Source organism: Achromobacter sp. SD115 (assembly GCF_017355315.1).
GTDB lineage: Bacteria > Pseudomonadota > Gammaproteobacteria > Burkholderiales > Burkholderiaceae_B > Achromobacter > Achromobacter xylosoxidans_B.
Map to the genome: position 1 here is coordinate 79,661 of NZ_JADIJM010000020.1, position 22,558 is coordinate 102,218.

General features: G+C 66.6%; 22 protein-coding genes. 4 read left to right on the forward strand and 18 right to left on the reverse strand.

Annotated features, from left to right (window positions below):
- Nucleotides 1–16: 16 nt before the first annotated feature.
- From IPU70_RS24480 to panD, 12 genes are all read right to left on the reverse strand, one after another.
- The gene (locus IPU70_RS24480) at nucleotides 17–1,087 is read right to left on the reverse strand and encodes a type II secretion system protein (RefSeq protein ID WP_207471278.1); all 1,071 of its coding nucleotides are present in this window, start codon (nucleotides 1,085–1,087) and stop codon (nucleotides 17–19) included.
- A complete protein-coding gene (locus IPU70_RS24485) occupies nucleotides 1,084–1,704 on the reverse strand; it encodes a type 4 pilus major pilin (protein ID WP_207471280.1) in 621 nt (206 codons plus the stop codon). Before IPU70_RS24485 ends, IPU70_RS24480 begins: the two co-directional genes overlap by 4 nt.
- A gap of 62 nt (nucleotides 1,705–1,766) precedes the next feature.
- Entirely contained in the window at nucleotides 1,767–2,903 is a 1,137-nt protein-coding gene (locus IPU70_RS24490) for a general secretion pathway protein (RefSeq protein ID WP_242702682.1), read from the reverse strand.
- Nucleotides 2,896–4,647, reverse strand: coding sequence for an ATPase, T2SS/T4P/T4SS family (locus tag IPU70_RS24495; protein WP_207471287.1), 1,752 nt, complete (start codon nucleotides 4,645–4,647; stop codon nucleotides 2,896–2,898). The genes IPU70_RS24490 and IPU70_RS24495 overlap by 8 nt, the downstream gene beginning before the upstream one ends.
- On the reverse strand, nucleotides 4,644–5,141 hold the full coding sequence (locus IPU70_RS24500; protein WP_207471289.1) for a hypothetical protein: 498 nt from the start codon (nucleotides 5,139–5,141) through the stop codon (nucleotides 4,644–4,646). Before IPU70_RS24500 ends, IPU70_RS24495 begins: the two co-directional genes overlap by 4 nt.
- Complete coding sequence (locus tag IPU70_RS24505) at nucleotides 5,128–6,450, reverse strand: hypothetical protein (RefSeq protein ID WP_242702683.1); 1,323 nt, start codon at nucleotides 6,448–6,450, stop codon at nucleotides 5,128–5,130. The genes IPU70_RS24500 and IPU70_RS24505 overlap by 14 nt, the downstream gene beginning before the upstream one ends.
- 2 nt (nucleotides 6,451–6,452) lie before the next feature.
- Nucleotides 6,453–8,039, reverse strand: a complete 1,587-nt coding sequence (locus tag IPU70_RS24510) for a hypothetical protein (RefSeq protein ID WP_207471291.1) — start codon at nucleotides 8,037–8,039, stop codon at nucleotides 6,453–6,455.
- Nucleotides 8,036–8,893, reverse strand: coding sequence for a TcpQ domain-containing protein (locus tag IPU70_RS24515; protein ID WP_207471293.1), 858 nt, complete (start codon nucleotides 8,891–8,893; stop codon nucleotides 8,036–8,038). The genes IPU70_RS24510 and IPU70_RS24515 overlap by 4 nt, the downstream gene beginning before the upstream one ends.
- Before the next feature lie 190 nt (nucleotides 8,894–9,083).
- The gene (locus IPU70_RS24520; protein ID WP_207471301.1) at nucleotides 9,084–10,424 is read right to left on the reverse strand and encodes an extracellular solute-binding protein; all 1,341 of its coding nucleotides are present in this window, start codon (nucleotides 10,422–10,424) and stop codon (nucleotides 9,084–9,086) included.
- 4 nt (nucleotides 10,425–10,428) lie between these two features.
- Nucleotides 10,429–11,685: a D-amino acid dehydrogenase gene (locus IPU70_RS24525; protein ID WP_207471303.1), complete on the reverse strand. Its 1,257-nt coding sequence runs from the start codon at nucleotides 11,683–11,685 to the stop codon at nucleotides 10,429–10,431.
- 181 nt (nucleotides 11,686–11,866) lie between these two features.
- On the reverse strand, nucleotides 11,867–12,919 hold the full coding sequence (locus IPU70_RS24530; protein ID WP_207471366.1) for a CDP-6-deoxy-delta-3,4-glucoseen reductase: 1,053 nt from the start codon (nucleotides 12,917–12,919) through the stop codon (nucleotides 11,867–11,869).
- Nucleotides 12,920–12,982: 63 nt separating this feature from the next.
- Nucleotides 12,983–13,351, reverse strand: coding sequence for an aspartate 1-decarboxylase (gene panD / locus IPU70_RS24535; protein WP_006224022.1), 369 nt, complete (start codon nucleotides 13,349–13,351; stop codon nucleotides 12,983–12,985).
- Between the two features lie 209 nt (nucleotides 13,352–13,560).
- Between panD and sugE the strand changes: the two genes are divergently transcribed.
- The gene (sugE, locus tag IPU70_RS24540) at nucleotides 13,561–13,878 is read left to right on the forward strand and encodes a quaternary ammonium compound efflux SMR transporter SugE (RefSeq protein WP_013392803.1); all 318 of its coding nucleotides are present in this window, start codon (nucleotides 13,561–13,563) and stop codon (nucleotides 13,876–13,878) included.
- Between the two features lie 30 nt (nucleotides 13,879–13,908).
- On the opposite strand, the gene IPU70_RS24545 is transcribed toward sugE, so the two are convergent.
- The 6 genes from IPU70_RS24545 to IPU70_RS24570 all read right to left on the reverse strand — a co-directional run bounded on the left by IPU70_RS24545 (nucleotide 13,909) and on the right by IPU70_RS24570 (nucleotide 18,759).
- Entirely contained in the window at nucleotides 13,909–14,781 is an 873-nt protein-coding gene (locus IPU70_RS24545) for an MOSC domain-containing protein (protein WP_207471305.1), read from the reverse strand.
- 94 nt (nucleotides 14,782–14,875) lie between these two features.
- Nucleotides 14,876–15,802, reverse strand: a complete 927-nt coding sequence (gene thpD, locus IPU70_RS24550; protein ID WP_207471307.1) for an ectoine hydroxylase — start codon at nucleotides 15,800–15,802, stop codon at nucleotides 14,876–14,878.
- 21 nt (nucleotides 15,803–15,823) lie between these two features.
- Complete coding sequence (locus tag IPU70_RS24555; RefSeq protein ID WP_013392799.1) at nucleotides 15,824–16,228, reverse strand: ectoine synthase; 405 nt, start codon at nucleotides 16,226–16,228, stop codon at nucleotides 15,824–15,826.
- Complete coding sequence (gene ectB / locus IPU70_RS24560) at nucleotides 16,225–17,532, reverse strand: diaminobutyrate--2-oxoglutarate transaminase (protein WP_207471309.1); 1,308 nt, start codon at nucleotides 17,530–17,532, stop codon at nucleotides 16,225–16,227. Before ectB ends, IPU70_RS24555 begins: the two co-directional genes overlap by 4 nt.
- 121 nt (nucleotides 17,533–17,653) lie before the next feature.
- Complete coding sequence (gene ectA, locus IPU70_RS24565; RefSeq protein ID WP_207471311.1) at nucleotides 17,654–18,214, reverse strand: diaminobutyrate acetyltransferase; 561 nt, start codon at nucleotides 18,212–18,214, stop codon at nucleotides 17,654–17,656.
- Nucleotides 18,211–18,759, reverse strand: coding sequence for a MarR family winged helix-turn-helix transcriptional regulator (locus IPU70_RS24570; RefSeq protein ID WP_013392796.1), 549 nt, complete (start codon nucleotides 18,757–18,759; stop codon nucleotides 18,211–18,213). Before IPU70_RS24570 ends, ectA begins: the two co-directional genes overlap by 4 nt.
- A gap of 260 nt (nucleotides 18,760–19,019) precedes the next feature.
- Between IPU70_RS24570 and IPU70_RS24575 the strand changes: the two genes are divergently transcribed.
- The 3 genes from IPU70_RS24575 (at nucleotide 19,020) to IPU70_RS24585 (ending at nucleotide 22,507) form a co-directional block, all read left to right on the forward strand.
- Nucleotides 19,020–19,952, forward strand: coding sequence for a MurR/RpiR family transcriptional regulator (locus IPU70_RS24575; protein ID WP_207471312.1), 933 nt, complete (start codon nucleotides 19,020–19,022; stop codon nucleotides 19,950–19,952).
- 48 nt (nucleotides 19,953–20,000) lie between these two features.
- Nucleotides 20,001–21,341, forward strand: a complete 1,341-nt coding sequence (locus tag IPU70_RS24580) for an aspartate aminotransferase family protein (protein WP_207471314.1) — start codon at nucleotides 20,001–20,003, stop codon at nucleotides 21,339–21,341.
- 161 nt (nucleotides 21,342–21,502) lie between these two features.
- Nucleotides 21,503–22,507, forward strand: coding sequence for a TAXI family TRAP transporter solute-binding subunit (locus IPU70_RS24585; RefSeq protein ID WP_207471316.1), 1,005 nt, complete (start codon nucleotides 21,503–21,505; stop codon nucleotides 22,505–22,507).
- The last annotated feature ends 51 nt before the right edge of the window (nucleotides 22,508–22,558 follow it).

The following is a 22,558-nucleotide window of genomic DNA, read 5'->3' on the forward strand; positions in this document are numbered from 1 at the left end:
CGGCCTCGCAGCAGCCTCAGCGCACGCAGACATAGCCGGTGGTCCAGCCTTCCGTCTCGGTCCATTTCCCGCCCGCTGAAACAATCACGGCCTTGTAGCCGGCGGGGCACGAGCACTCGCCAGTCCGGGGATTCGCAGTGGACGTGCCGGTGTAATGGTAGCAACCCAATGGGTTGTTGAAGCTGTACGCCCCGCCGAAGCCGCCGCTTGCGGGCCCCCAGGCCTGGGACTGGCATGTCAGCAGCTCTCCCTGCTCCGAGGTGGCCATGGCGCCGGTGGCGACACTGCATGGCTGTCCCACGCTGGCGCGCGCGCCGACGGTAAGATGCGATCCCACCCGCGCCGAGGACGCGACGCTCAGTTCCCCCTGCAGCTGCGGATCGCGCGTATCCCGGATCCTGATGTAGCGGTCCAGATCCGGACCGCCACCGTCCGCTCCCGCCCACAGGGCGAGCGTGCCTGGCGCGTAGACCGGCCCCCCGGACGCCGCCGGATTGGCGAAACTGAACGCCGCGCCGCGCACCAGACCCGGCGACGCCGGCCACACCGCCCCGCCATAGCCGCCGGCCGCATCGATAACGGCAGCGATGCCGGTCAAGTCAATGAATTGCGTCCCCGTTTTCAACAAGGGCGTGGCGCTGTAGACCAATCCATCCATCCGACAGCGTTCGCCCGGGCACGCCCGCGACCTGACGATCTGGATCTGCGCCGAGAAACCCATGGAGGACCGCTCGGGAAAATCAGCCGGCAGCAGCCCCAGGCCGCGCAATTCGCCCACGGTGGGCGCAAGCGGGTCCGCGAACAATGGAACCCCCTGTTCGCTACGTGGCAAATCTCCCTTGGCAAGAATGGCGGAATGCCGAGCCAACACCTCGGTTAGCGCCAGGCGGATCTGCGTCAACCATACGCCGGAGGCACGGGCTGCTGCGTCTTCGACCCGCTGCACCGCCTGGCCGGACGCCCAAATGGCCGCCATGGCGCTCAAGGCCAACGCCACCACCAGTCCGGGCAATGAGAACCCGCGCTGACGCAGCCAAGCCGCGGCGCCCCCCGATGGAGCCGTCATGCACCAGACGGGCGGGCTCATTTTGCGACGAACACGAAGGTGTTGACGTCGCCCGGGCTGCACTGGGCCTGGGCCAAGGCCGCGCGGTAAGGCACGCTGGGTGTCGCAAACGCGTCCTTCACGAGCCTGAGTCCACCGCCCCCTCCACCGATCGAAATGGTCTCGGACATCCGCTGCAGCACCGAGGCCAGCGACGGGCAGGCAGCCTGGCTGACGTTGGTCAGCTTGATGGAAAACGCGGAACCCTGCCCCGCGCTGCCGAACGAGGCGGCAGCGACCTCGACCACCCCATTGCCTCCCACGCCGCTGCCGCCCAGGCCATGGGCGATGCGCGCCGCGCCCCCGGACCCATCGACGGCCAGCACGCTGGACTCCCGCAAGGCGTTGGCCATGGCGCCGGTGTCCAACCCTGCATACGGAGTGACCCCGCCCCCCTGCGCATTGGTCTTCATGCTGGCAATGAAACGCTGCAATTCCTCGCCCACCTTGGGCACCTTGTTCTCAACGACGTAGGCGCCGATGGCCGGAATGCCGACGATCGCAATCAACAGGACAATGGCGGTGACGATGGAGACCTCCATCAACGAAAAGCCGCGCTGCCGGCTGGCGCGGAACGGGATTGCGTGTACGTAGTGCATGGTTGCTTTCCTCGTGAGATATAGCGCGCGGGCCGATTGGCGCCGCGTGCCTGATGCAGCCCCTATTGGCTGGCATAGAAATTGGTCAGGGCCTGGCGCAGTTCATCGATCACGCCGTAATGCCAGAGCGTGATGCCCAGTACGGCGCCCACGGACGAGAGCAGCAACGCCCAGCGCAACACCGATGCCTGGCGGCGCACCCGCGCCAACAGGCGCGATTCGACGCGCAGCCGCACCTGCGCCAGTCCGGCCTCCATGCCCAGGGCATCCATCATGTCGGCCATGTACCACCATGTGTCCGCGTCCAGCAGGCCCGTGCCGAAGATCTCCGGACCGGTCTGGCCGCCGTCTATCCGCCCCAGCATGTCCAGCAGATGCCCATGCATCCAGGGCGCGGCATCGCGGGCCTGCACGGCCAGGGCGCGCCGCAAACGGGTGTCGGCCGCGCCGTGCTGCCTGACCAGCACGGCCAGCAGCGCAAGAAAGCGGATGGCGTGGAAATCCCGGTAGAGCCGCCAGAGCAGCCAGCGGTCCAGCCGCGGCCGCAGGGCTCCCGTGTAGCGCGGCAGCGACCACAAGCTCAGCAGGACAAGGCCCAGCGACAGCACCAGCCACAAGGCCAGCCATTGCCTCAACCCGCGGGCCAGCGTGAACAGCGCGCGGGTCAGGCGGCCGTACTCCTCCGTGGGTACGGCCTGGAACACCTGCTGCAAGCGCGGCACGCTGAAAAATGGCACGGCACATAGCAAGGCGAATGCCACGGCTGCCGCCGCGACGCCCGCCGCCGCGGCCGATATCAGCGCCAGCCACGCATCCGACGCCAACCGTACGGCCCGCGCCACATCCCGCAACGCGGCGGACAGATCACCGCCTTCTTCCTGCACGCAGCTGAGCAGCACGCACTCACTCGACGGCAGCGTGTCCGCCCAGGCCGCGCCCAGATCGCCGCCGGCCTCCAGGTACCTGCCCGCCCAATGCCTCGACAGCCGCCCGCGCACGGTATCTTCGCCATGACGGCTCGCATCGTCATCGAAAACGTCGCGCAGGTTCTTGCGGCCTTGCGTGCCTTCCACCAGGTCCGCCAGATACTCGTAGTAGTCCGCGCGTCCCGCTCGAAAGCGCAATGCATCCAGACGCAGCGAGAGGGAGCGGCCAGAGGTGCCGCTGGGGAAAGCATGCAGCAACATGGACTTAGCCATGACAGCCCCCGCTGGATCCGGCGCCCTGTCCGGGCAACGCCGCTGGCACATCGAAGCGGCGCAGCAAGGCGCGCGGGTCAACTTCTCCGCGGCTGACTTTGTAGAGGGCGCAGTCCCGCGCCAGCGCGCCACGCGTGGCCTCGCCGCGCCAGGCGGCCGGCCCGGCGGCCTCGGCCTGGCGCTTCAGCCCTACGTTGTCGCGCGTGCGCACGCGCTCAAGAAAGCCTTCGGTGCGCTCGGGCTCGAGCATTTCGGCCGCCACGCTGCGACCCGCGATGCCGTTCAATTCAGGCAATTGCGGACGCCTGCATGCGCTGCAACCCGCTACATTCCTGACCCTGAGGGCGGCAGAGTCCAGCAGGTACTCCTGCTGCATCCGCTTCAACCATGTCTGCCAGTCGGGGCGCTTGCCGCCCCCGCCGGATCTCGCCCACAGGCTGTCCACCGGCAACGAGCAATGGCTGCACAGGCGCGGCAGCAGGGTCTGGTAGACCAACAACTTGAGGATGCCGGGCGTGGCCAGAAAATCGCGCGACACGCCGATCGCGTCCGACGCCAGGCGTTCAGGTATCAGCACGGCGCCAGCGGCGTGGGTGGTGGTGTACAGGCTGACGCCAGAACCCGCCAGGTCCATGAAGGCCCGGCCGGTATCGACGTCCCGGATCTCGCCGATGAGCAGATCGTTCATCGCCGAGCGCTTGAGGGTCTTGAGCTTGGCGTCGAAGGCCGGCCAGGCGGATTCGGCCAGCGCGCCCCCCAGCGTATTCTGCAGGGCGTTGTCGATGATGTATTCGACCGGATCTTCCAGTGTGATGGCCTTGCGGGTGGAAGCGATGCCGCGCATCAGCGTCGCAATGGTGGTCGACTTGCCCGAACCGACCACGCCCGCCAACACGATGGCCCCGCCTTCGCGCTCGCGCGCCCGGGCCAGGGTTTCGACCTGCGCCGGCAGATAGCCCAAGGCGAGCAGATCGGCGTCGGCGGTCGCATCCAGCCGCAATATGCGCAGGCAGACCGAGGGACCGGCATCGGTGGCCAGCGAAGCCCAGCGCAGCACGATGGACACGCCATCAAGGTCCAGCGCGATGCGCCCTTGCTGCTCCAGTGCCGGATCGAACACCGCGCCATTGCCGCCCCTGACCTCCATCCACGCCACCGCGAGAACCTCCAGCAGCGTCGCGTTGGACAACCCCGCGAAGCGTTCCGTACCGACGTATTCGCCGCCGATGGTGTAGCGGATCTCGCAAGCTTCGCGCCGCCGGTTGACGTTGATGTGCACATCGCTCGCCCCCTGGGCCACGCCCCAGCGCACGATGTCCAGGAACAATGCCGCCAAGGCCGAGGCGCGCTCTTCCTGCCTTTCCTTGCCGCGCCCAGCCAGCCCGGGCGCCGCCAACTGCCCCCGGGCGATCATCAGCAGCAGCGGTGCGGGCAGTTGATAGCGCGGCACTTGCGCCTGCCGGTAACCCCGGGCCTGCACCATGCGCTCGACTTCGTCGATCTGGTCGCCCAGCGTGTAATCCTTTACCGCAAACACGGCGACCTCGCCGCTTTCGAGCAGCACGGGGCACAGCCTGCCAGCGAGCGCCGCGAGATCGAAATCGCGTCCGAGCGCCCGCGCGAACGCCGGCTGCAAGCGGGCGATATCTTCGGGCGTTTGAAGCTGGGGCGGCTCCCGGACCTCCGCCATGGCGAGCGCCACATCGGGATACGGCGCGACGGGCTGCAAGGCATGCACGGTCATGGCTGGCCCCTGCCCGCATCGACGCAAGCTGTGCGTTCGATGTCGCCGCGACGCAGCCTCACGCAGCCGTCGTCGATGGCCAGTAACTGGTAAGCGCGCGCATCAGCGCCTCCCGCGACGGGCGCGCCTTTGCCAGCCTGGTAGCGAAGCACGGCGCCATTGATCGCGACGTCGGCGTTCAGGCGCCGCGCGGGGCCGAAGATCGCCATCACGCGGATATCGTCGGACGCCTTGGCGGACGGCGTCATCGGTGTCGCGGATTCGGTTCCCGAACGGCATAGGCCGGGGACCCGGCAGTCCGCCAAGGCGGCCGCCGCGTCCGCGCGCAGCAAGGCGCGCACGGTTTCCGTTTCTGGCCACGGCCGCGGTTCCTCGGCGGCCTGCGGCGACGGCTGGCCATGGGCGGCCGGCACTAGCGCGGCCGACACAAGCAGACGACCGATGAATCCTGCCGCGAGATTCGGGCGGGTGGCGCCGCCCCTATTCCTGTTCATAGATTTCTCCCTGTAGTTCGGCGACCAGCGTGCTGGAGACGAGGCTGGGTCTGGGTTGCGCCTGGATGTCCAGCGACAGCCGGGACCATTTGGCCGCCGTGACCACGCCGTCCAGCAGCGCGAAGGAGCGCAGCGGCCCGCGCAAGGTGATGGCACGGCTGCGGAGGGCTGGCCGCGCCGCGTAGGTGACGCCAGCCTGCCCGGCGGCGGATGGCGATTGCGCAGGCAAGGGCAGCGGCAATGCCGCCGCCAGGACAACGGAGGTAAAAGCCGCCCGCATCCGCTGCAACGCGGCGACCAGCCCGGTGTCGATCTGCAGCGAGGTGGGCAGAACCAGGTCCGCCAGCCATATCGGCGAGGAGGCCATGCGCCAAGACAGCGTGGCCTCCTCAAGCGGCTGAAATGAGACCTGCCAGCCGACAGGCCGCAACGCGTGCAAGACGTCGTTGGCGGCCTGAGGATGGACTCTTACGTAGACAGCGGAACAATTCCAGGCCTGCTCCCCGGCCAGGCAGCGCGCGCGGCTCAGCGCCCAGCCCCGCATCTGTATGGGCAACCTGCCCAAGCCCTCCAGCAGGCGGGTGACTTCGGCGGGAGCGTGGACCACGGTGTTTTGCAGCTGGGCCTGATAGGGATCCGGCTGCGGCGCCGGGCCCTGCGTATCGGCATGAGCGAGCCGTTCGCGGCCGGACCATGGAACGATCAGGCTGTTCCACAATTGCGGAGCAACTGCGGCAAGCCCCGCGCAGGCCAGGAATAGCCGGAACGCGAAAGGCAGCTCGGCCCAGCGCGACGACACCACAAGCAGACGCGCGGCCGGGTCTGCCGCCTGCATCAGCAAGGCCCAGGCCTCGTCGGCTTCATGCGCCGGCAGCGCGGGCCGCTGGGCCCGCAACAGCGCCTGCTCGCGCAAGGCCTCGTCGATCGTGGCATATATCTTGTCCGTCTGCGACAGCACGGTGCCGCGCTGCGCCGCCACCAGCCAATGCCCGCCGCTGGGCAAGCGGATCAGGCTGTGGCCGCCATCCGGGTACAGCAGGGCATACAGTTGCGCGGCCGCCTGGATGTATCCATGTCCGCGCCGCGCCGCCCGCGAACCGCCCCGCCAGGATGGGCGCATGCGGCCATAGCCTGCCACCATGGCCGGCGCTCCGCCCACAACATAGTGGCTGGCCCGCAGGCGGCGTCCGCGCGAACGGGCCAGCGCTGGAATGTTGGAGCCGATCAGGGCGAACCAGCGCAGGCCGAATGCCAAGGTACGGCCTGTGTCCGGAACGTCAAGCAAGAAGGTGGGAGGGACGCGTTCCATGCCTAGTACCCTTCCTCGACCTGGGCGGTCACCAGCACCAGGGTCGTCATGCGTTCCGAGGAGGCGCTGTCCAGGCCACCGGCGATGAGCGGCAGCCCCGGCGCGAGCCGTTGGCGGTCATGCTGGTCCTGGCTGCGGTCGAAACCGGAAACGATGATGGGCTGGCCGGGACGCAGCTCGACCTGCTGCACCGTACCGTTGCCGTCGATCGTGACCTGCTGCACCTGCACCTGGTTGCCGCGCTCGCCGAACGTGATGGTCTTCAGGGGCTGGGCGACCGCGTTGTCATAGGCGAGCGACAGCAGGATCTGCCCGTCCTCCTGGATGTCCGGCAACAGCGTCAGGAACGAACCTACCGTTTCTTCCTTCTGGCTGATGGATACCGCCGGCAGCGAGCCGTTGGCGCCCCCCGCCGTGGTACCGGGGACCGCCGTGCTCTGCACCCGGTCGATGTAGCTGAACGTGGTTCTTACCGCATGGGTGACCGGACGGCGGTTCAAGGTCAGGATGGGGACCTTGTTGTGCCGTACGACGGCCCCCATCGTGCTTAGCGCGGAAACAATGGCCTGCGTGCCCTGGAATGGCCCCCTGGACATGGAAGCGTCCAGGCTGCCCCCGCCCGCCCCCGCGCCGGGCAGCGCCAGCCGCGCTGCCGTCCCGGCCGCGGCGTAGACGACGTTCCAGTCGATGCCGCCCGACGTGGCATCGTTGGCGACGACGGTGATTTCCTCGAACACCAGCCGCACCCGGCGGGTCAACGCCTTGTTCTCCCGCTCGAGGTAGCGGGCGACACGTTCCAGCGCCTCGGGCGTGTCCGTGACGACGATGGAGGTTGCGCCCTCCACCGCCTCGGCCACCACGCCGGACCGCGTCAGGAACGGCGCGATGTTGGCACGCAGGATCGCCATCGCGTCGTGCTGCCCCGCCGACAAGGATGTGTTGGAGGTGCTTTCAAAGCCTTCGCCCTCCGGGCTGCCCTCCCGGCCAAGGCGCACATCCACCTTGCTGCTCAGCGACAAGGCGCGCAAATCGAACACGCGGGTCTCGGTGCGGTAGAACTCGAGCGCATTGTGCTCGTAACGCCAATGCACCGAGAAGCGCGCGGCCAGCGCGTCGAGCAGGTCCGCCAGCGGCTGCCCGCCAGCACGGATCTCCAGGCTGGCCGGCGCCGGAACGGACAAGGCGCCGTTGACGGCCAACCGGGGCAGGAACAATTCCAGCGGCAGCAAGGCATCCGGCCGCACCCGCACTGCGATGCCGGTGGCGGCGGTCAGGCGCTGCGCCAGCGCAGGCAGGTCGGCGTCGTCGGCCAGCATCAAGGTGGTCCGCACGTTCTCGCGTAATGCGGGCGGCAGCGACACTTCCCGCGCCAGGGGCTGTGGCTTGCCGGCAAGCCACGGCGTGGCGACATCCTGGGCCGCGACGCGCGCGGCGCGGTCCGACAACCCTTCGACGAAAGCCTCGTGACTGGCGGCCACCTTGGCTTGACGCGCGCTTGCCGCGCGGCGCTGATCCACAACCTGCTGCGACACCGCACAACCGCCCAACACGCCGGAGACGACGACAGACAAGAACCGTATCCGCATCATGCCGCAGCCCCCCCTGGCGCGGCCATGCGCGTGCACGACTGCGCCAACGGCACCACGCGCAATACCCGGTTGCCGTAGAAGCATGGCTGCAGGGGCTTTTCGGCGAGTTCGGTGGCGCCCAGCAGTTCGCGCACGGCTGACTTGAAATCGCCAGAGAACTCGGCCGTGGCCGATAAGGGTATGTCGACGTCCACGGCCCAGTGCTGCGGCTGGAAGGTCCAGCCAGCGAGGTCCGCCCAGCGCGCAAGAACGGCCCGCAGCGTGGCGTCCGGCGGCGCCGCGCGGTAAACCGGCTGCGGCGCCGATGCCACGCCGACGGCTGGCACGGCGCCCGCCAATGGCCCGGCGTCTTGCAACGCGCCGATGGCGGGCGGCGCCAGTCCGGCTGGCCGCGCCGGGCCGATGCGCTCAGGCCCGGCAGCCGGCGCCACGGGCGCGGGTTCATTCTGCGCTCTGGCCCCTGCCCCGGCGGCGGCCCTGGCGTCGGCGACCGCCTGCAGTCGCTGCGCGCGGGCCGTCAGACGTCCGCCGCGAAACAACAGGCCGCTCCATCCTCCTGCCAGCACCACATAGGGATCGCGCCTCGAGTATGGCAAGGCGCGCTCGCCGTCGCTGCCGATGCCGAAGATCGCCGGCAGCGCCTGGCCCGGCGCGAACTGCAGCCAGGTTTCCTTGCCGTCGTCGAACACCTGCATGGGCGCAACGGAGGGATCGCCGGACAACTGCCAGTCGAAGCGGAAGCCTTGGGCAGCCTGCCGCGAGGCTTCCCATGTGGATGCGGCCGGACTCTTGCCGGCCCCTGTGCAGGCCCCCAGGCAGGACAGCCCTGCCGCCAGGAAGAAGAAACGAACCATGCCTCACCACGAGCGAAAGGCGCACCGGAATCGATACGCATGAGAGGCATGGTGGACGAGCGGCCGGCTCGTCGCCAGACTGGCATGTACGCATGGATGGTTTGGTCGCGCGGCGGCGAGACAAAAAAAAGCCCGGTCCTGAGACCGGGCTTGCATCAGGGCACGGCGACGTATGCGTCGCCCGCCTGGATCAGCGTTGCGCCGCGATGCTGCGCGCTTGCGTGGCGGCGTTGTTCAGCGCCGCGACCGGCGGCACCTTGCCTTCGAAGGCTTCATTGAGCTGCTGGTTCAGCACAGGCTCGATGCGCTCGTAGTTGGCCATGCGGAAACCGCGGCTATTCGCCGTGGGGTTGGCGCGCATTGAAGCAATCAGCGCCTGGACGCCCGGAATCCGCTCATAGAACGACACGTCCGATGCGCGGAAAGCAGCTTCGGTCAGCGGCAGGTAGCCGGTGCGCTGATGCCATTCCGCCGCGATGACGGGCTTGGACAGCCAGGCCAGGAACTGCGCCGTGGCCTTCTCTTCGGCCTGGGGATGGCCCTCCAGCGCCCACAGCGCCGAACCGCTCACGAACGGCTTGCCGCCGTCCTTGGTCACCTGGTCGTAGTAAGGCAGCGGCGCCACGCCGAAGGACAGCGACTTGGTGTTGAGGAACTGCCCGAACGCGCCGGTGTTGGCCGTCAGCACGGCGCATTCGCCCTTGGCGAACAGCTTGTCGCTGGCGTTGTCGCCCGAATGCGCCATGAACAGCAGCGAACGCTTCCAGCTCACCATCAGCGAGATATGGCGCATGTACAGCGTGTCGAACTGCATGGCGGGCGCGGCCGACTTCTTGGTGACCGCGTCCAGCCCGTTGTTGTTGCTGGTGAACTGCTGGTTGTTGATCGGCGCCAGATTCTCCAGGTGGACCGTGACCTGGTCGCTGGAGGCGTAGGGGCAGTCGATGTCGGCCACGTCGCGCAGTTTCAGCAGTTCGCCTTGCAGGGCGGTCCAGGTGCGCGCGGGCTTGTTGGGATCCAGGCCGGCCTTCTTGTAGGCGGCGGTGTTGTAGAACATCACCGGCACTTCGGCCATCCAGGGGAAGGCCAGCAGGCGGCCCTTGCTGTCGCGCGTAAAGCTGCTGGTGGCCGGCACGAACCAGTTCAGGTCCTTGATCGGATACTTGGCCAGCAGTTCGTACAGCGGCAGCACGGCCTTGTGCTGGGCGACGACTTCAGGCGAATGATTGTCGGTCAGCTGCAGCAGGTTCGGGCCCTTCTTGGCCTTGACCGCCGAGACGGCTTCCTGTTCCAGTGCGCTGGGCGAGGCGAAGCCGCGCAGCGTCACGCGGACCTGGTCCTGCTCCTTGTTGTATTGCTTGGCGAGTTTTTCGAACTCGGCCTTGTTTGCGTCGGTCAGCGTGTGCCAGACCTGGATGTCGACCGCGGCGGCATTCGCCGCGCCGGCCATCGCCATGGCGGCGCCGAACAACCATGCGCGCCGGCTGGCGAACATCGCGCGGGCAACGCCCGCCAATTGCAGATTCTTCATAGGTTCACAGACCAAGAAAAGGAAACTCCGGTTCCGGCTGCCGTCCGCTGAGCAGATCGGCCAATGCCCGGCCCGAGCCAACGCCCATCGTCCAACCGAGCGTACCGTGTCCTGTATTGACGTACAGGTTGGGAATACGGCTGCGGCCGATGATGGGCACGTTTGAGGGAGTGGAGGGGCGCAAGCCCGACCAGTAACTGACGCGTTCGAAATCGAGCGCGTCGGGAAAAAGTTCGCGCGCCAGCCGGGTCATGGCTTCGCAGCGGCCGGTGTTCAAGCTGCGGGAATAGCCCGACAGCTCCGCGGTTCCGGCCATGCGCAGCCGGTCGCCCAGGCGCGAGAAAACAACCTTGTGGCTGCTGTCCGTCAAGCTGACCGTAGGCGTGGCGTCCGGCTTGATGACCGGGAACGTCGCGGAATAGCCCTTGGCCGGATAGACATTGCAAGGCACGCCCAGCGGCCGCAGCAGATAGGGACTGAAACTGCCCATCGCCACGACGTAGGCATCGGCCGACACGACGCCGTAACGACCGTCGGGTTCGATGATTTCGATGCTTTGCACCGTGCCGCCCTCGGTCAACAGGCGCGTGGCGCGCGTGCTGTAGCGGAATTCAACGCCGGCCCGGGCGCAATGCTCGGCCAGGGCCACGGTGAACAGGTGCACATCGCCGCTTTCGTCCTCGGGCGTGTAATCGCCGCCGACGATGGTCTGGCGATGCGGCGCCAGCGCGGGCTCGATGGCGATGACTTCGTCGGCCGAGACCACGCGGCGCTCCACGCCGAAATCGCGCATGAGGCCGGCGGCGCGCTGCGAGTTTTCAAATTCGTGCGGATCGCGGTAGAAATTCAGGATGCCGCGTTCCAGGTGGTCGTACTGGATGCCGAGTTCCGCGCGCATGCCGCGCAGGGTCGCACGGCTGTATTCCGCCATGCGGACCATGGCGCGGATATTGGGCGCCAGGCGGCTGGGCAGGCACTCGCGCAGGAACGACAGCCCCCACATCCATTGCCGCCAGTCCAGCTGCGGACGGAACAGCAGCGGGGCGTCATCCTGGAACATCCATTTGAGCAACTTGAACGGGGCTTGCGGGTTGGCCCAGGGTTCGGCATAGGAAACCGAGATCTGGGCGCCATTGGCCAGGCTGGTTTCCTGGGCGGGACCGGTGCAGCGATCTATGACCACGACGTCATGGCCGGCCTGGTTCAGCCACCAGGCGCTGGAGATTCCGATGATGCCGCCACCCAATACCGCTACTTTCATGCCCGCATTGCTCCTTGCGTGCCAACTCGGATCGCCGACCCTATGTCCACGATCCATGGCAAGCTGCTGCCACGGCAGTTTACCCTGGCGCTTTGCCCGCGCCTACGGAATAAAAAGGGGCGGAAGTCACAAACCTTTCCAGGCCCGCTCGTTCCCCCCCTGTCCGCTCATGCCCTGTTACTCAAGACTGGGGCGCGGCCCGGGCCAGGTCGGCTTCGGATGTGAAGGCGTCCGCGTAGAACTCGTCCGCCGGCAGCCCGTTCTGGGCGCTGAATTCGCGCCTTGCGGCGTCCACCATCAGCGGCGTGCCGCAGGCGTAGACCTGATGGTCCGACAGATCGGCGATGTCCTGCATGACGGCTTCGTGGACGAAGCCGGTGCGCCCGGTCCAACCGTCTTCCTGCAAGGCATTGGACACCACGGGCACATAGCGGAAATCGGGCAGCATGCCGGCCCACGAGTGCGCCAGCGCGTCCATGTAGAGGTCGTGCGGACGGCGTCCACCCCAATACAGGGCCACGGGGCGTTTGATGTTGTGGTGGATCATGTGCTCGACGATGGCCTTGACCGGGGCGAAGCCCGTGCCGCTGGCCAGGAGCACGACGGGCTTGTCACTGTCCTCGCGCAGGAAAAAGGAGCCGAACGGCCCTTCCAGGCGCAGGATTTCGCGCTCTTTCATCTGCGTGTCGCCGGCGCCGAACACGTGGTCGGTAAACACGCCGCCAGGCATGTGCCGGATGTGCAGTTCGAGGGGGCTGCCGGTATGCGGCGCGCCAGCCATCGAATAGCTGCGCCGGCGGCCGTCCTTCAGGATGACTTCGATGTACTGGCCGGCGTAGTAGCGGAACTGCTCGGACGCGGGCAGCTGCAGCTTGATCACCGTGACGTCCGGGGCCACGCGTTCCAGCGTCTGCACGCGCGACGGCAGCTTGCGGATCTGGATGTCGCTGGCCAGGCGGACTTCGGTGGATTCGACCACCATGTCGGATTCAGGCCGGGCCTGGCAAAACAGCGTGTAGCCGTCGGCCAGTTCCTCGGGCGAAAGAATCTGTGCGGGGTACTGCCCCGCGTCGAACTCCCCGGACACCACGCGGCCCTTGCAGGTCGAGCAGGCGCCATTGCGACAGCTGTAGGGCAGGACGATGCCAGCGGCCAGCGCGGCATCGAGCACGGTCTGGCCGGGTTCGACGGGGAATTGGTGCTGGCTGGGTTGGATGATGACCTGGAAGCTCATGATGAAACGGTTCAAGAGGTTGGCGGAGCGCCCCGCCGGCGAAGCGCTCCGCCCGGCCCGGCCTCAGGCCGGGAACTTGCGGATTTCCTTGACGCGGTTGGCGTCATCCACCAGGACCACCTGCGGCTTGTGCGTGGCCGAATCGGCCTCGGACATGGGGCCGTAGGTGCAGATGATCAGCAGGTCGCCAACCTGGGCGCGGCGCGCGGCGGCGCCGTTCAAGGAAATGGCGCCGCTGCCGCGGGCCGCCTTGATGATGTAGGTGTCGAAACGTTCACCGTTGGTGACGTTGTAGAGCTCGATGCGTTCGAACTCGCGCATGCCGGCAGCGTCCAGCAAGTCTTCGTCGATGCCACACGACCCTTCGTAGTGCAGGTCGGCCTCGGTGACCGTGACGCGGTGCAGTTTTGCCCGCAGCATGATGCGTTGCATGATTGATATCCTGGTTTCGCGTCCCGGAACGCGAAGTGTTGCTAGAGTGATGCCCGGCACCCGGTTTTGCCGTATGAACCCGGTATTCTATAATTTTTGCCGCAGCGGGACGGCCCGTTGCCGCGCGCGGCCGGAAGGCCGGTGCGTTTGATACCGGGGACGGCCCCACGCGCCGGCGGCAAGCCGGCAACACAAGCGTAGGAGTCGTAATGACCTGGATCATCCTGGTACTCGCAGGCCTGTTTGAAATCGTCTGGGCCGTAGGCCTGAAATATACCCACGGATTCACCCGCTTCTGGCCTTCGGCCATCACCGCCGGAGGCATGGCCATCAGCGTCTGGCTGCTGGCGGTGGCGATGAAATCCCTGCCTCTGGGCACCGCCTACGCGGTATGGGTGGGCATAGGCACGATCGGCGCCTTCGTGGCCGGCATCGTGCTGTTCGGCGAGTCCACCAGCTGGATGCGCATCGCCAGCGTAGCCCTCATCGTGCTCGGCCTGGTGGGCCTGAAGCTGTCCTCGGCCTGAGGCCCCGGCAGCGGGCGCCGGGGTCCGGGATCAGAAATCCAGTTCGATTCCGACCTCGTCGCCCACCTTCAGGCGCGCGCCCGCGGGCGCGTCGAGGATGGCGTTCTGGCCGAATACCACGCCGATCTCCAGATTGCGGAAGCCCGCCAGCGTGCGGCCGGGTTCTTCGTATTGCTGGGCTGTAGTCTGGTCGATATCGGGAATCGAGCAACGGGTGCAAGGCTTGACGAAAGCCATCTTCACCCCCGCAGCCTCGATCATGGCGGTGTGGTCTTCCTCGAAGGCTTCCCATTCGCCCTGCACGACGATATTGGGACGGAAGCGGTCCATGGGCACCGGCGCCACGCCCTTGGCCTGCAGGCGCGCATTCAGATCGTCCAGCGAGGCCTGGTTGGCCACCAGCAGCGGGAAGCCGTCGGCAAAGCCGAAACAGTGCTGGCCCGCGAACGGTTCCGCCAGGTCGGGATGCGCGTCCAGCCAGCGCGACACCCAATCGGGCTTGGCATTGCGTTGCGCGGCCGCGTCCACCTTGTACAGGCGGCACGGCGTCTTGAGGAAATCGGAAAACCACAGCCCAGCCGCCGCGCTTTCGCGCCGGCCGGAAGTGGTATCGCTCCAGACGGCCACGGACTGCGCCTCTGGTTCGAGTCCCGAGCCGTCCAGGGCCACGTCCAGATCGGGCATGCCCGGCGCGGACAGGCGCAGCGTATCTGCCGTAAGCGCCGTGCGGATCAGCGCCATCGCGGGCCATTGCCGCTGCGTCATGAACTGGCCATCGGCGCCGATCAGCATCCAGCGGCGGTCATGGGCCAGCCCCGCGCGGTCGATGGGCGCTTCGTCCAGCGCGATGCCCGCGCAGGATTTGACCGGGTAGATGTGCAGGCTGAGGATGCGGGCAGACATGGCTTGCGGGATCTCGATGTAGCGGAGTGCGCAGAGAATAGCAGAGACCCACAAGAAAATGCCCAGGCAGCGCCTGGGCATTTACACAGGGGGTTCAGCCCCCGACCAGCTTCAAGGTATCCAGCGGCGTGACCGCCTTGAATCCCTTGCGCGTCGCGATGTGCTCGGGACGCGGCGTCAGCCCATACTTGGGCGGGTTCAAGGTGTTGTCCATGCTGTTGTAGACCATGAACACGTTGGCGCGCGGCCAGGGCGAGATGTTGCTATTGGAGCCGTGCATCGTGTTGCAGTCGAAGAACACCACCGAGCCGGCCTTGGCCGTCATGGAGCGGATGCCGCCCTGCTCCACCAGCAGCTGCAGGCTGACCGGATCCGGCACGCCGTATTCCTGCTTCTTCAACGACTGCTTGTAATGGTCATTCGGCGTTTCGCCCACGCACGAGATGAACTGCCGGTGCGATCCGGGCACCAGCATCAGGGGACCGTTGCACTCGTTGTTGTCGGTCAACAGCACCGAGCAGCTGAGGGCGCGCATCGCCGGCATGCCGTCTTCGACATGCCAAGTCTCGAAGTCGGAGTGCCAGTAGAACTCCTTGCCCTTGAAGCCCGGCTTCATATTGGCGCGCGACTGGTGGATGTACACCTCGGAACCCAGGATCTGCCGCGCCACATTGACCAGCCGCGGATCGCGCACCAGGCGCGACAGGATGGGATTGAGCACGTGCACCATGAAGATGGAGCGCACCGCATTGCTGCCCGGCTCGGTGATGGACTCTTCGCGGCGGACGATCGAGGGGTCGCGCGTCATGCGTTCGACCTCGGTGGACAAGGCGCGGATTTCTTCGTCGGAGAACAGGTTCTCCAGCAGGATGAAACCGTCGCGCTCGTATTGCTCGACCTGGCCGGCATTCAATGCGCTGGCGTACTGGCCGTTTTCATAGACCACCGGATCCTGGCGGGCAATGATGGCGGAACTTCGATCCGTACGGGAGGCGTACGGATCCTGTGCAGGTGAGATCATGCGAACCTCCTTGTATGTATGTCAGGCCGCTTGGGCCTCGGCCTCGGGCAAGGCGTAGACGCCTTCCTTGTCGTGCACTTCCTGGCCGGTCAGCGGCGGGTTGAAGACGCAGATGACGCGCAGCGGCTCCTTGCCGCCGCACAGCCAGTGCTCGTCGTTTTCGTTCAGGGCGTAGACCACGCCGGGTCCCAGGTCGTACTTCTTGCCGTCGGCGATGGTCTCGATGGAACCGTCGCCTTCAATGCACCACACCGCTTCAAGATGGTTCTTGTAGTGGATGTGGGTGCGGCCGCCCGGGAAGATGGTGGTCTCGTGAAAGGAGAAGCCCATGCCGTCCTTCTTCAGCAGCACGCGGCGGCTGACCCAGGTGTCGGTGCGGACTTCGTCGGCGGTGCCGATCACATCTTTGACATTGCGTACGATCATTGACGTTTTCCTCCAAATTTCAGGATGCGGGCCGACTGCCCTTCTTCGGCGAGCGCTTCCGCGACGCTGGCTTCGATCACGTCCAGGCCCTTGCTCAGCAGTTCTTCCTCGATGGTCAGGGCGGGCAGCAGCTTCAGCACTTCGTCCTGCGCGCCCGAGGTCTCGATCACGACGCCCTTCTTGAAGGCGTTCTGCGCGATGCGGTTGGCCAGCGCGGGCGTGGCATTGCACACCAGCCCCTGGATCAGGCCTCGGCCGCGCGCCGACAGGCCGGCGTTGGGATAGCTGTGCACCAGGTTCTCCAGCCAGTCGCGCACCTGGCGCTCCTTGCGCTGGATCTCGGCGGTGAAGGCGGTGTTGGCCCAATAGGTTTCCAACGCCTGGGTCGCGGTGACGAAAGCCAGGTTGTTGCCGCGGAAGGTGCCGCTATGGGCGCCCGGCTTCCAGATGTCCAGCTCGGGCTTCATCAGCACCAGCGACATCGGCAGGCCGAAGCCTGACAGCGATTTCGACAGGGTGATGATGTCGGGCCGGATGCCGGCGGCCTCGAAGCTGAAGAAGGTGCCGGTACGGCCGCAGCCGACCTGGATATCATCCACGATCAGCAGCATGTCGTGGCGCTTGCACAGCTTTTCCAGTTCCTTCAGCCAGCGCAGGGTCGCCACGTTGACGCCGCCTTCGCCCTGCACCGTTTCCACGATGACGGCGGCGGGCTTGTCCATGCCGCTGCTGGGATCTTCCAGCATGCGCTCCAGGTAGGCCATGGTGTCCACGTCCGGGCCGAAGTAGCCGTCGTAGGGCATGAAGGTGGTGTTGCCCAGGGCATAGCCGGACGCCTCGCGGAACTTCATGTTGGCCGTCACCGCCAGCGAACCGCCGCTCACGCCGTGAAAGCCATGGGTGAACGAGATGACGTTGGGACGCCCCTTCACCTGGCGCGCGATCTTCAGCGCGGCTTCGACCGCGTTGGTACCGGTCGGGCCGGTGAACTGCAAGGTGTATTGCCAGTTGCGCGGCTTGAGCAGCACGCGGTCCACCGTCTCCAGGAAACGCTTCTTCGCGCTGGTGGCCATGTCCAGGCCATGCACCACGCCGTCCGACTGGACGTACTCCAGCAGCTTTTCCTTGAGAACAGGATTGTTGTGGCCATAGTTCAGCGTGCCGGCGCCGCTGAAGAAATCGATGTATTCGGTGCCGTCCTCATCGATCAGGGTCGAGCCCCTGGCCTGGCTGAATATCACGGGGAACGACCGGATGTAGCCCCGTACCTCCGACTCCATCCGGTCAAAGATCTTCAAGTCCATGATTAATCCTCCCTTTCATCTCATAAGTGGACGGACGGCCAGAACCCTTCCGGGTGCGCGGACGCATCCGGATCGGCCAACCATCCCGGTATTCGATAAGACCGCTGGGCTTGCGCCGCCCCTAGGGGGCCGGCAAGGCGAACGGACCTATCCTCAACAACATCTCGTCGTCATGGTCCGCGCCGCCGAACAGTTGCCGGTCGAAGAACGGCTGTTCGGAGACGTGGGCACCGAGTTCGCCGGCCAGGCCGGCAAAGCTGCGGCGCGATGCCTGGTTGTCAGGCCCCACCGTGGTTTCGAGATAGCGGACATGCTCGAGACCCTTGCGGCGCAAGAGCTCGCGTAGCATGGCGCGGCCCACTCGATGGCCGCGTGCGCGGGTGTGCACCGCGACCTGCCAGACAAACAAGGTGTCGGGCCGGTCCGGGATCACGTATGCGGAGATAAAACCGTCGATGCGTCCGCCGGCGCTTTCGGCCAGGACGCAGGTGGCGCGGAAGTGCTCAACAAGGAGCAGGTACGCGTAGAGGGAATTCAGGTCGAGCGGCGGGCACTCGGAAATGAGGCGGTGGATGGCGGCGCCGTCTTTGCGGTCGGGCAGACGCATGGTATGGGTCTGCGCGCTGACCGCCGGCGCCACGGCACTTGAGAGGGTTGGGGTATCCAGTTCGTTTTTCTTCATGCAACGATTCCCGATTCAGGGGGTGCCCCGCCCGTGGGCACTTCAAGGATGGGCGACGACACATCGCCATGCGTCTCGACGGCGGCCTGGCCGTCCTGCTCCATGAGCGCCACGATGCGCTCCAGGGACAGCGTGATGGTGGCCTGTTCAAGTTCGGGCAAGGCGTTGAGCGCGTCGGCCAGGTGCTTTTGCAACGGCGACGGCGCGCCTTGCGCCAGGTCGCGGCCCGCGTCGGTGGCCGTGACAAATACGATGCGGCGGTCTTCGCGACCGCGTTCGCGGCGGATCAGGCCCTTGTCTTCCAGGCGATCCAGGATCCCGACCACGGTACTGGGACTGACGTGCATTTCGCGGCTGATGGCGGTGGCCGTCATCGGCCCGTTGGCCATGACCGTGCGCAGGCACATCAACTGCGGCGCCGTGATGTGGCTGACGGCGGACAGCTGGCGCGAATGCAAGGCGATCGAACGCGTGATGCGGCGCAGCGCCCGCAAGATGCGCAAATCGTATTGCTGTGAGGGATCGGATTTCGCGGCGTCAGTCATGGGAAAAAGAAGGTTCGGTCAAATTCATTTCTACACGAATGATATGCGCACGATTCATTCCCGTCAAACAAAAATCCCGTTGCACGATGTAAGCAAATAAGCGCTGATTTGCGGAGGATAACAGCGGATTTCATGGATTTGCCTGCGTAGCGCCTCTTCCGCCCAGTCTTGCGTTCTAGGTGAAAATCCTTATAAAAACATATGTTTTTTTATCCGCCTCAGATTTATCATCTGTTTTTTATGGAAGCCTGCTGCCGTACATGTCCTTGCCGTCCGACCTCCTCCTGACCCTCCAGGAAAAACTGGAACAGTTGCCCCCGGAACTACAGCGGGCGGCGCACTGGGTCGTGGCGCATCCCGCCGAGGTCGGCTTGTGGTCCATGCGGCGCCAGGCTCAGACCCTGGGCGTGGCCCCGGCGACGATGCTGCGGCTGGCACGGGCGGTCGGATTTTCCAGCTACGAGGATTTCCGCCTGCCGTTCCAGCAGGCCTTGGCGGGACAAGCCACGCCGGGGCTGCGCGACCGCGCCGCCGCCTTGCAGGCCGCAGCGGGCGAACCCGCCGCGCCTGGGCACGATGTGCTGACCGACTACCAGATCCAAGCCATGAGCTCCGTCTGCGCGCTGAATCCGCCCTCCGCCTTCGACGCCGCAGTGCAGACCCTGCTGGAAGCCAGGCAGGTCGGCTTCCTGGGCACGCGCTCGGCCTTCGGCATTGCCTTCCAGATGCGTTATGCCTACCAGCTGGTGCGGCGCAACAGCATGCTCATAGATGGCCTGGGCGGCGCGCCCGCCGAGCAGGCCGACAACCTGGGGACGGGCGATGCGCTGATCGTGATTTCGCAAGCGCCCTATCCCACCGCCACCGTGCAACTGGCCCGCCAGGCCGCGCAGCGCGGCGTGGCGCTGATCGCGCTGACCGACGATCCTTTGTCGCCGCTTGCCGTCGACGCCCGCCATACCCTGCGCTTTGCGCCGCCCGATCGCGAAGGCGTGCGGGCCCGCCCGGCGCGCCAAGGTCCTGGCTCGTTCTTCCACACCACGGCTGGGCTGCTCGGCCTGGCCGAGCACCTGATCGCGCGTCTGACCGCGCGCGGCGGCGACGAAGTGCTGAACCGCCTGACCGAAGTGGAACAACGCCTGCTCAACGACAACGTCTACTGGAGCAGCGCCCCGCCGCGCCGCCCCGCCTGACACCCCGCCCGGATTCGCCTTCAACCTCTTGCATTGCGGAATTGCCCCATGAGCCACACCCATGTCATGCATCGTTCATTGCGCCAGACGCCTCCCGTCGCGGTCCGCGGCCAGGGCGTGTGGGTCTATGACAGCGCCGGCCGCTCCTACCTCGACGGTTCGGGCGGCGCGGCGGTCTCCTGCCTGGGGCACAACCACCCCGACGTCCAGGCCGCCATGCACGCGCAGATCGACGCGCTGGCCTACGCCCACACCAGCTTTTTCACGACCGGGGTCGCCGAGCAATTGGCAGAGCGGCTGGTGGCCGACGCGCCAGAAGGCGTCTCCCATGCCTACTTCGTCTCGGGTGGGTCGGAAGCCGTCGAAGCCGCGCTGAAAATGGCGCGCCAGTACTTCGTGGAAATCGGCCAGCCGGAACGCCGCCACATCGTCGCGCGGCGCCAGAGCTATCACGGCAACACGCTGGGCGCGCTGGCGGTGGGCGGCAACGCCTGGCGCCGCGCGCAGTTCGCGCCGCTTCTGATCGAAGTCGAGCACGTCTCGCCCTGCTACGCCTACCGCGACCAGCGCGAGGGCGAAAGCCCCGAGCAGTACGGCGAACGCCTGGCGCAAGAGCTGGAACAGACCTTCGAACGCCTGGGTCCGGGTACGGTGATGGCTTTCGTGGCCGAACCCGTGGTCGGCGCCACCGCCGGCGCCGTCACGGCGGTGCCGGGCTACTTCCGCCGCATCCGCGAAGTCTGCGACCGCCACGGCGTGCTGCTGATCGCCGACGAGGTCATGTGCGGCATGGGCCGTACCGGCACGCTGTACGCGGTCGAACAGGAAGGCATCAGGCCTGACCTGATCACCATCGCCAAGGGCCTGGGCGGCGGCTATCAGCCGATCGGCGCGGTGATGGTGCAACAGCGCATCGTGGACGCCATGCAGCAAGGCAGCGGCTTCTTCCAGCACGGCCATACCTACCTGGGCCACGCGACCGCCTGCGCGGCCTCGCTCGCCGTGCAGAACGTGATCCGGCGCGACGGCCTGCTGGCGCGCGTGCAAGCGCAGGGTGCAGGCTTGCGCCAGCGGCTGGACAGCGCGCTGGGCGCACATCCGCACGTCGGCGACATCCGCGGTCGGGGCCTCTTCATGGGCGTGGAGCTGGTGCAGGACCGCGCCAGCAAGCAGACCTTCGACCCGGCGCTGTCGCTGCATGCGCGCATCAAACGCGAGGCCATGGCCCTTGGCCTGATGGTCTACCCGATGGGCGGCACCATCGACGGCCGCCAGGGCGACCACGTGCTGCTCGCCCCGCCCTTCATCATTTCCGACGATGAGCTGGACCAGTTGACCGAACGTCTGGTCGGCGCCATCGACGCCGCCATTGCGCAGACGCGGGCCTAGAGCCTGCTTGCCTGCAAGCGCGGCGGACATCGACCCGCCGCGCCGCCCGCCTGGCGCGGGCTCGTGATGATACGCACAGGGTGCTCCGCGGCTCGCGGGGCGCGCCAACCGCCGGCCAAGACCGGCAATATCACGGGGAAAAAACCCCAAAAGGAGTTTGCATGACCACGTCCGTCAAACACCCCTTGGGCCATCGCAACGCCTGGACGCTCGCAGCCGCGGGTCTCGCCACGGCCTTGCTGTCCACGGCGCCGGCTCCGGCCTCCGCCCAACAGAAGTTCGTCAGTATCGGCACGGGCGGCGTCACCGGCGTCTACTATGCCGCCGGCGGCGCGATCTGCCGCCTGGTCAACAAGGACCGTTCCAGCCACGGCATCCGCTGCTCGGTCGAATCGACCGGCGGCTCGGTCTTCAACGCCAACACCATCAAGGCCGGCGAGCTGGACCTGGGCGTGGTGCAATCCGACGTGGGCTTCAACGCCTACAAGGGCGAAGGCCAGTTCAAGCAGGCCGGGCCGTATACCAAGCTGCGCTCGGTGTTCTCCATCCACCCCGAACCGTTCACGGTTGTGACGCGCAAGGAAGCCAATATCAAGAGCTTCGAAGACCTGAAGGGCAAGCGCTTCAACGTCGGCAACCCCGGCTCGGGCACGCGCGCCTCGATGGAGGAATTGCTGAGCACCATGGGCTGGACGCTGAAGGACTTTGCGCTGGCGTCCGAACTGCGCCCCGATGAACACGGCTCGGCGCTGTGCGACGGCAAGATCGACGGCTTCTTCTATGGCGTGGGCCACCCCTCGGCCAACATCCAGGACCCCACCACCAGCTGCGGCGCCAAGCTCGTGTCGCTGACCGGCCCCGCCGTGGACAAGCTGGTCGAGAAGTACCCGTACTACGCCCACGCCTCGATTCCGGCCGGGCTGTATCCGAACAACCCGGCGGAAACCAAGACCTACGGCGTGACGGCCACCTTCGTCACCTCGGCCGACGTGCCCGACGCCACCGTCTACACCGTGGTCAAAGCGGTGTTCGACAACTTCGACGACTTCAAGAAGCTGCACCCCGCGTTCGCCAACCTGAAGGCAGCGGACATGGTGAAGAACGGGCTGTCGGCGCCGCTGCATCCGGGCGCCGAGAAGTACTTCAAGGAAAAGGGCCTGCTCTGAGGCCTGGGCCTAAGGGCCGCTGACACGGCACGCCTTCGAGACCAGGGCCCG

What these genes read in the sequence shown, in the direction of transcription:
- thpD (WP_207471307.1), bottom strand. Translation starts at nt 15,802, where the DNA reads ATGATCTCACCTGCACAGGATCCGTACGCCTCCCGTACGGATCGAAGT.
- IPU70_RS24480 (WP_207471278.1), bottom strand. Translation starts at nt 1,087, where the DNA reads ATGAGCCCGCCCGTCTGGTGCATGACGGCTCCATCGGGGGGCGCCGCG.
- IPU70_RS24485 (WP_207471280.1), bottom strand. Translation starts at nt 1,704, where the DNA reads ATGCACTACGTACACGCAATCCCGTTCCGCGCCAGCCGGCAGCGCGGC.
- ectA (WP_207471311.1), bottom strand. Translation starts at nt 18,214, where the DNA reads ATGAAGAAAAACGAACTGGATACCCCAACCCTCTCAAGTGCCGTGGCG.
- IPU70_RS24530 (WP_207471366.1), bottom strand. Translation starts at nt 12,919, where the DNA reads ATGAGCTTCCAGGTCATCATCCAACCCAGCCAGCACCAATTCCCCGTC.
- IPU70_RS24495 (WP_207471287.1), bottom strand. Translation starts at nt 4,647, where the DNA reads ATGACCGTGCATGCCTTGCAGCCCGTCGCGCCGTATCCCGATGTGGCG.
- IPU70_RS24570 (WP_013392796.1), bottom strand. Translation starts at nt 18,759, where the DNA reads ATGACTGACGCCGCGAAATCCGATCCCTCACAGCAATACGATTTGCGC.
- IPU70_RS24500 (WP_207471289.1), bottom strand. Translation starts at nt 5,141, where the DNA reads ATGAACAGGAATAGGGGCGGCGCCACCCGCCCGAATCTCGCGGCAGGA.
- IPU70_RS24505 (WP_242702683.1), bottom strand. Translation starts at nt 6,450, where the DNA reads ATGGAACGCGTCCCTCCCACCTTCTTGCTTGACGTTCCGGACACAGGC.
- panD (WP_006224022.1), bottom strand. Translation starts at nt 13,351, where the DNA reads ATGCAACGCATCATGCTGCGGGCAAAACTGCACCGCGTCACGGTCACC.
- IPU70_RS24525 (WP_207471303.1), bottom strand. Translation starts at nt 11,685, where the DNA reads ATGAAAGTAGCGGTATTGGGTGGCGGCATCATCGGAATCTCCAGCGCC.
- IPU70_RS24545 (WP_207471305.1), bottom strand. Translation starts at nt 14,781, where the DNA reads ATGTCTGCCCGCATCCTCAGCCTGCACATCTACCCGGTCAAATCCTGC.
- IPU70_RS24580 (WP_207471314.1), top strand. Translation starts at nt 20,001, where the DNA reads ATGAGCCACACCCATGTCATGCATCGTTCATTGCGCCAGACGCCTCCC.
- IPU70_RS24555 (WP_013392799.1), bottom strand. Translation starts at nt 16,228, where the DNA reads ATGATCGTACGCAATGTCAAAGATGTGATCGGCACCGCCGACGAAGTC.
- sugE (WP_013392803.1), top strand. Translation starts at nt 13,561, where the DNA reads ATGACCTGGATCATCCTGGTACTCGCAGGCCTGTTTGAAATCGTCTGG.
- IPU70_RS24510 (WP_207471291.1), bottom strand. Translation starts at nt 8,039, where the DNA reads ATGATGCGGATACGGTTCTTGTCTGTCGTCGTCTCCGGCGTGTTGGGC.
- IPU70_RS24520 (WP_207471301.1), bottom strand. Translation starts at nt 10,424, where the DNA reads ATGAAGAATCTGCAATTGGCGGGCGTTGCCCGCGCGATGTTCGCCAGC.
- IPU70_RS24585 (WP_207471316.1), top strand. Translation starts at nt 21,503, where the DNA reads ATGACCACGTCCGTCAAACACCCCTTGGGCCATCGCAACGCCTGGACG.
- IPU70_RS24575 (WP_207471312.1), top strand. Translation starts at nt 19,020, where the DNA reads ATGTCCTTGCCGTCCGACCTCCTCCTGACCCTCCAGGAAAAACTGGAA.
- IPU70_RS24490 (WP_242702682.1), bottom strand. Translation starts at nt 2,903, where the DNA reads ATGGCTAAGTCCATGTTGCTGCATGCTTTCCCCAGCGGCACCTCTGGC.
- ectB (WP_207471309.1), bottom strand. Translation starts at nt 17,532, where the DNA reads ATGGACTTGAAGATCTTTGACCGGATGGAGTCGGAGGTACGGGGCTAC.
- IPU70_RS24515 (WP_207471293.1), bottom strand. Translation starts at nt 8,893, where the DNA reads ATGGTTCGTTTCTTCTTCCTGGCGGCAGGGCTGTCCTGCCTGGGGGCC.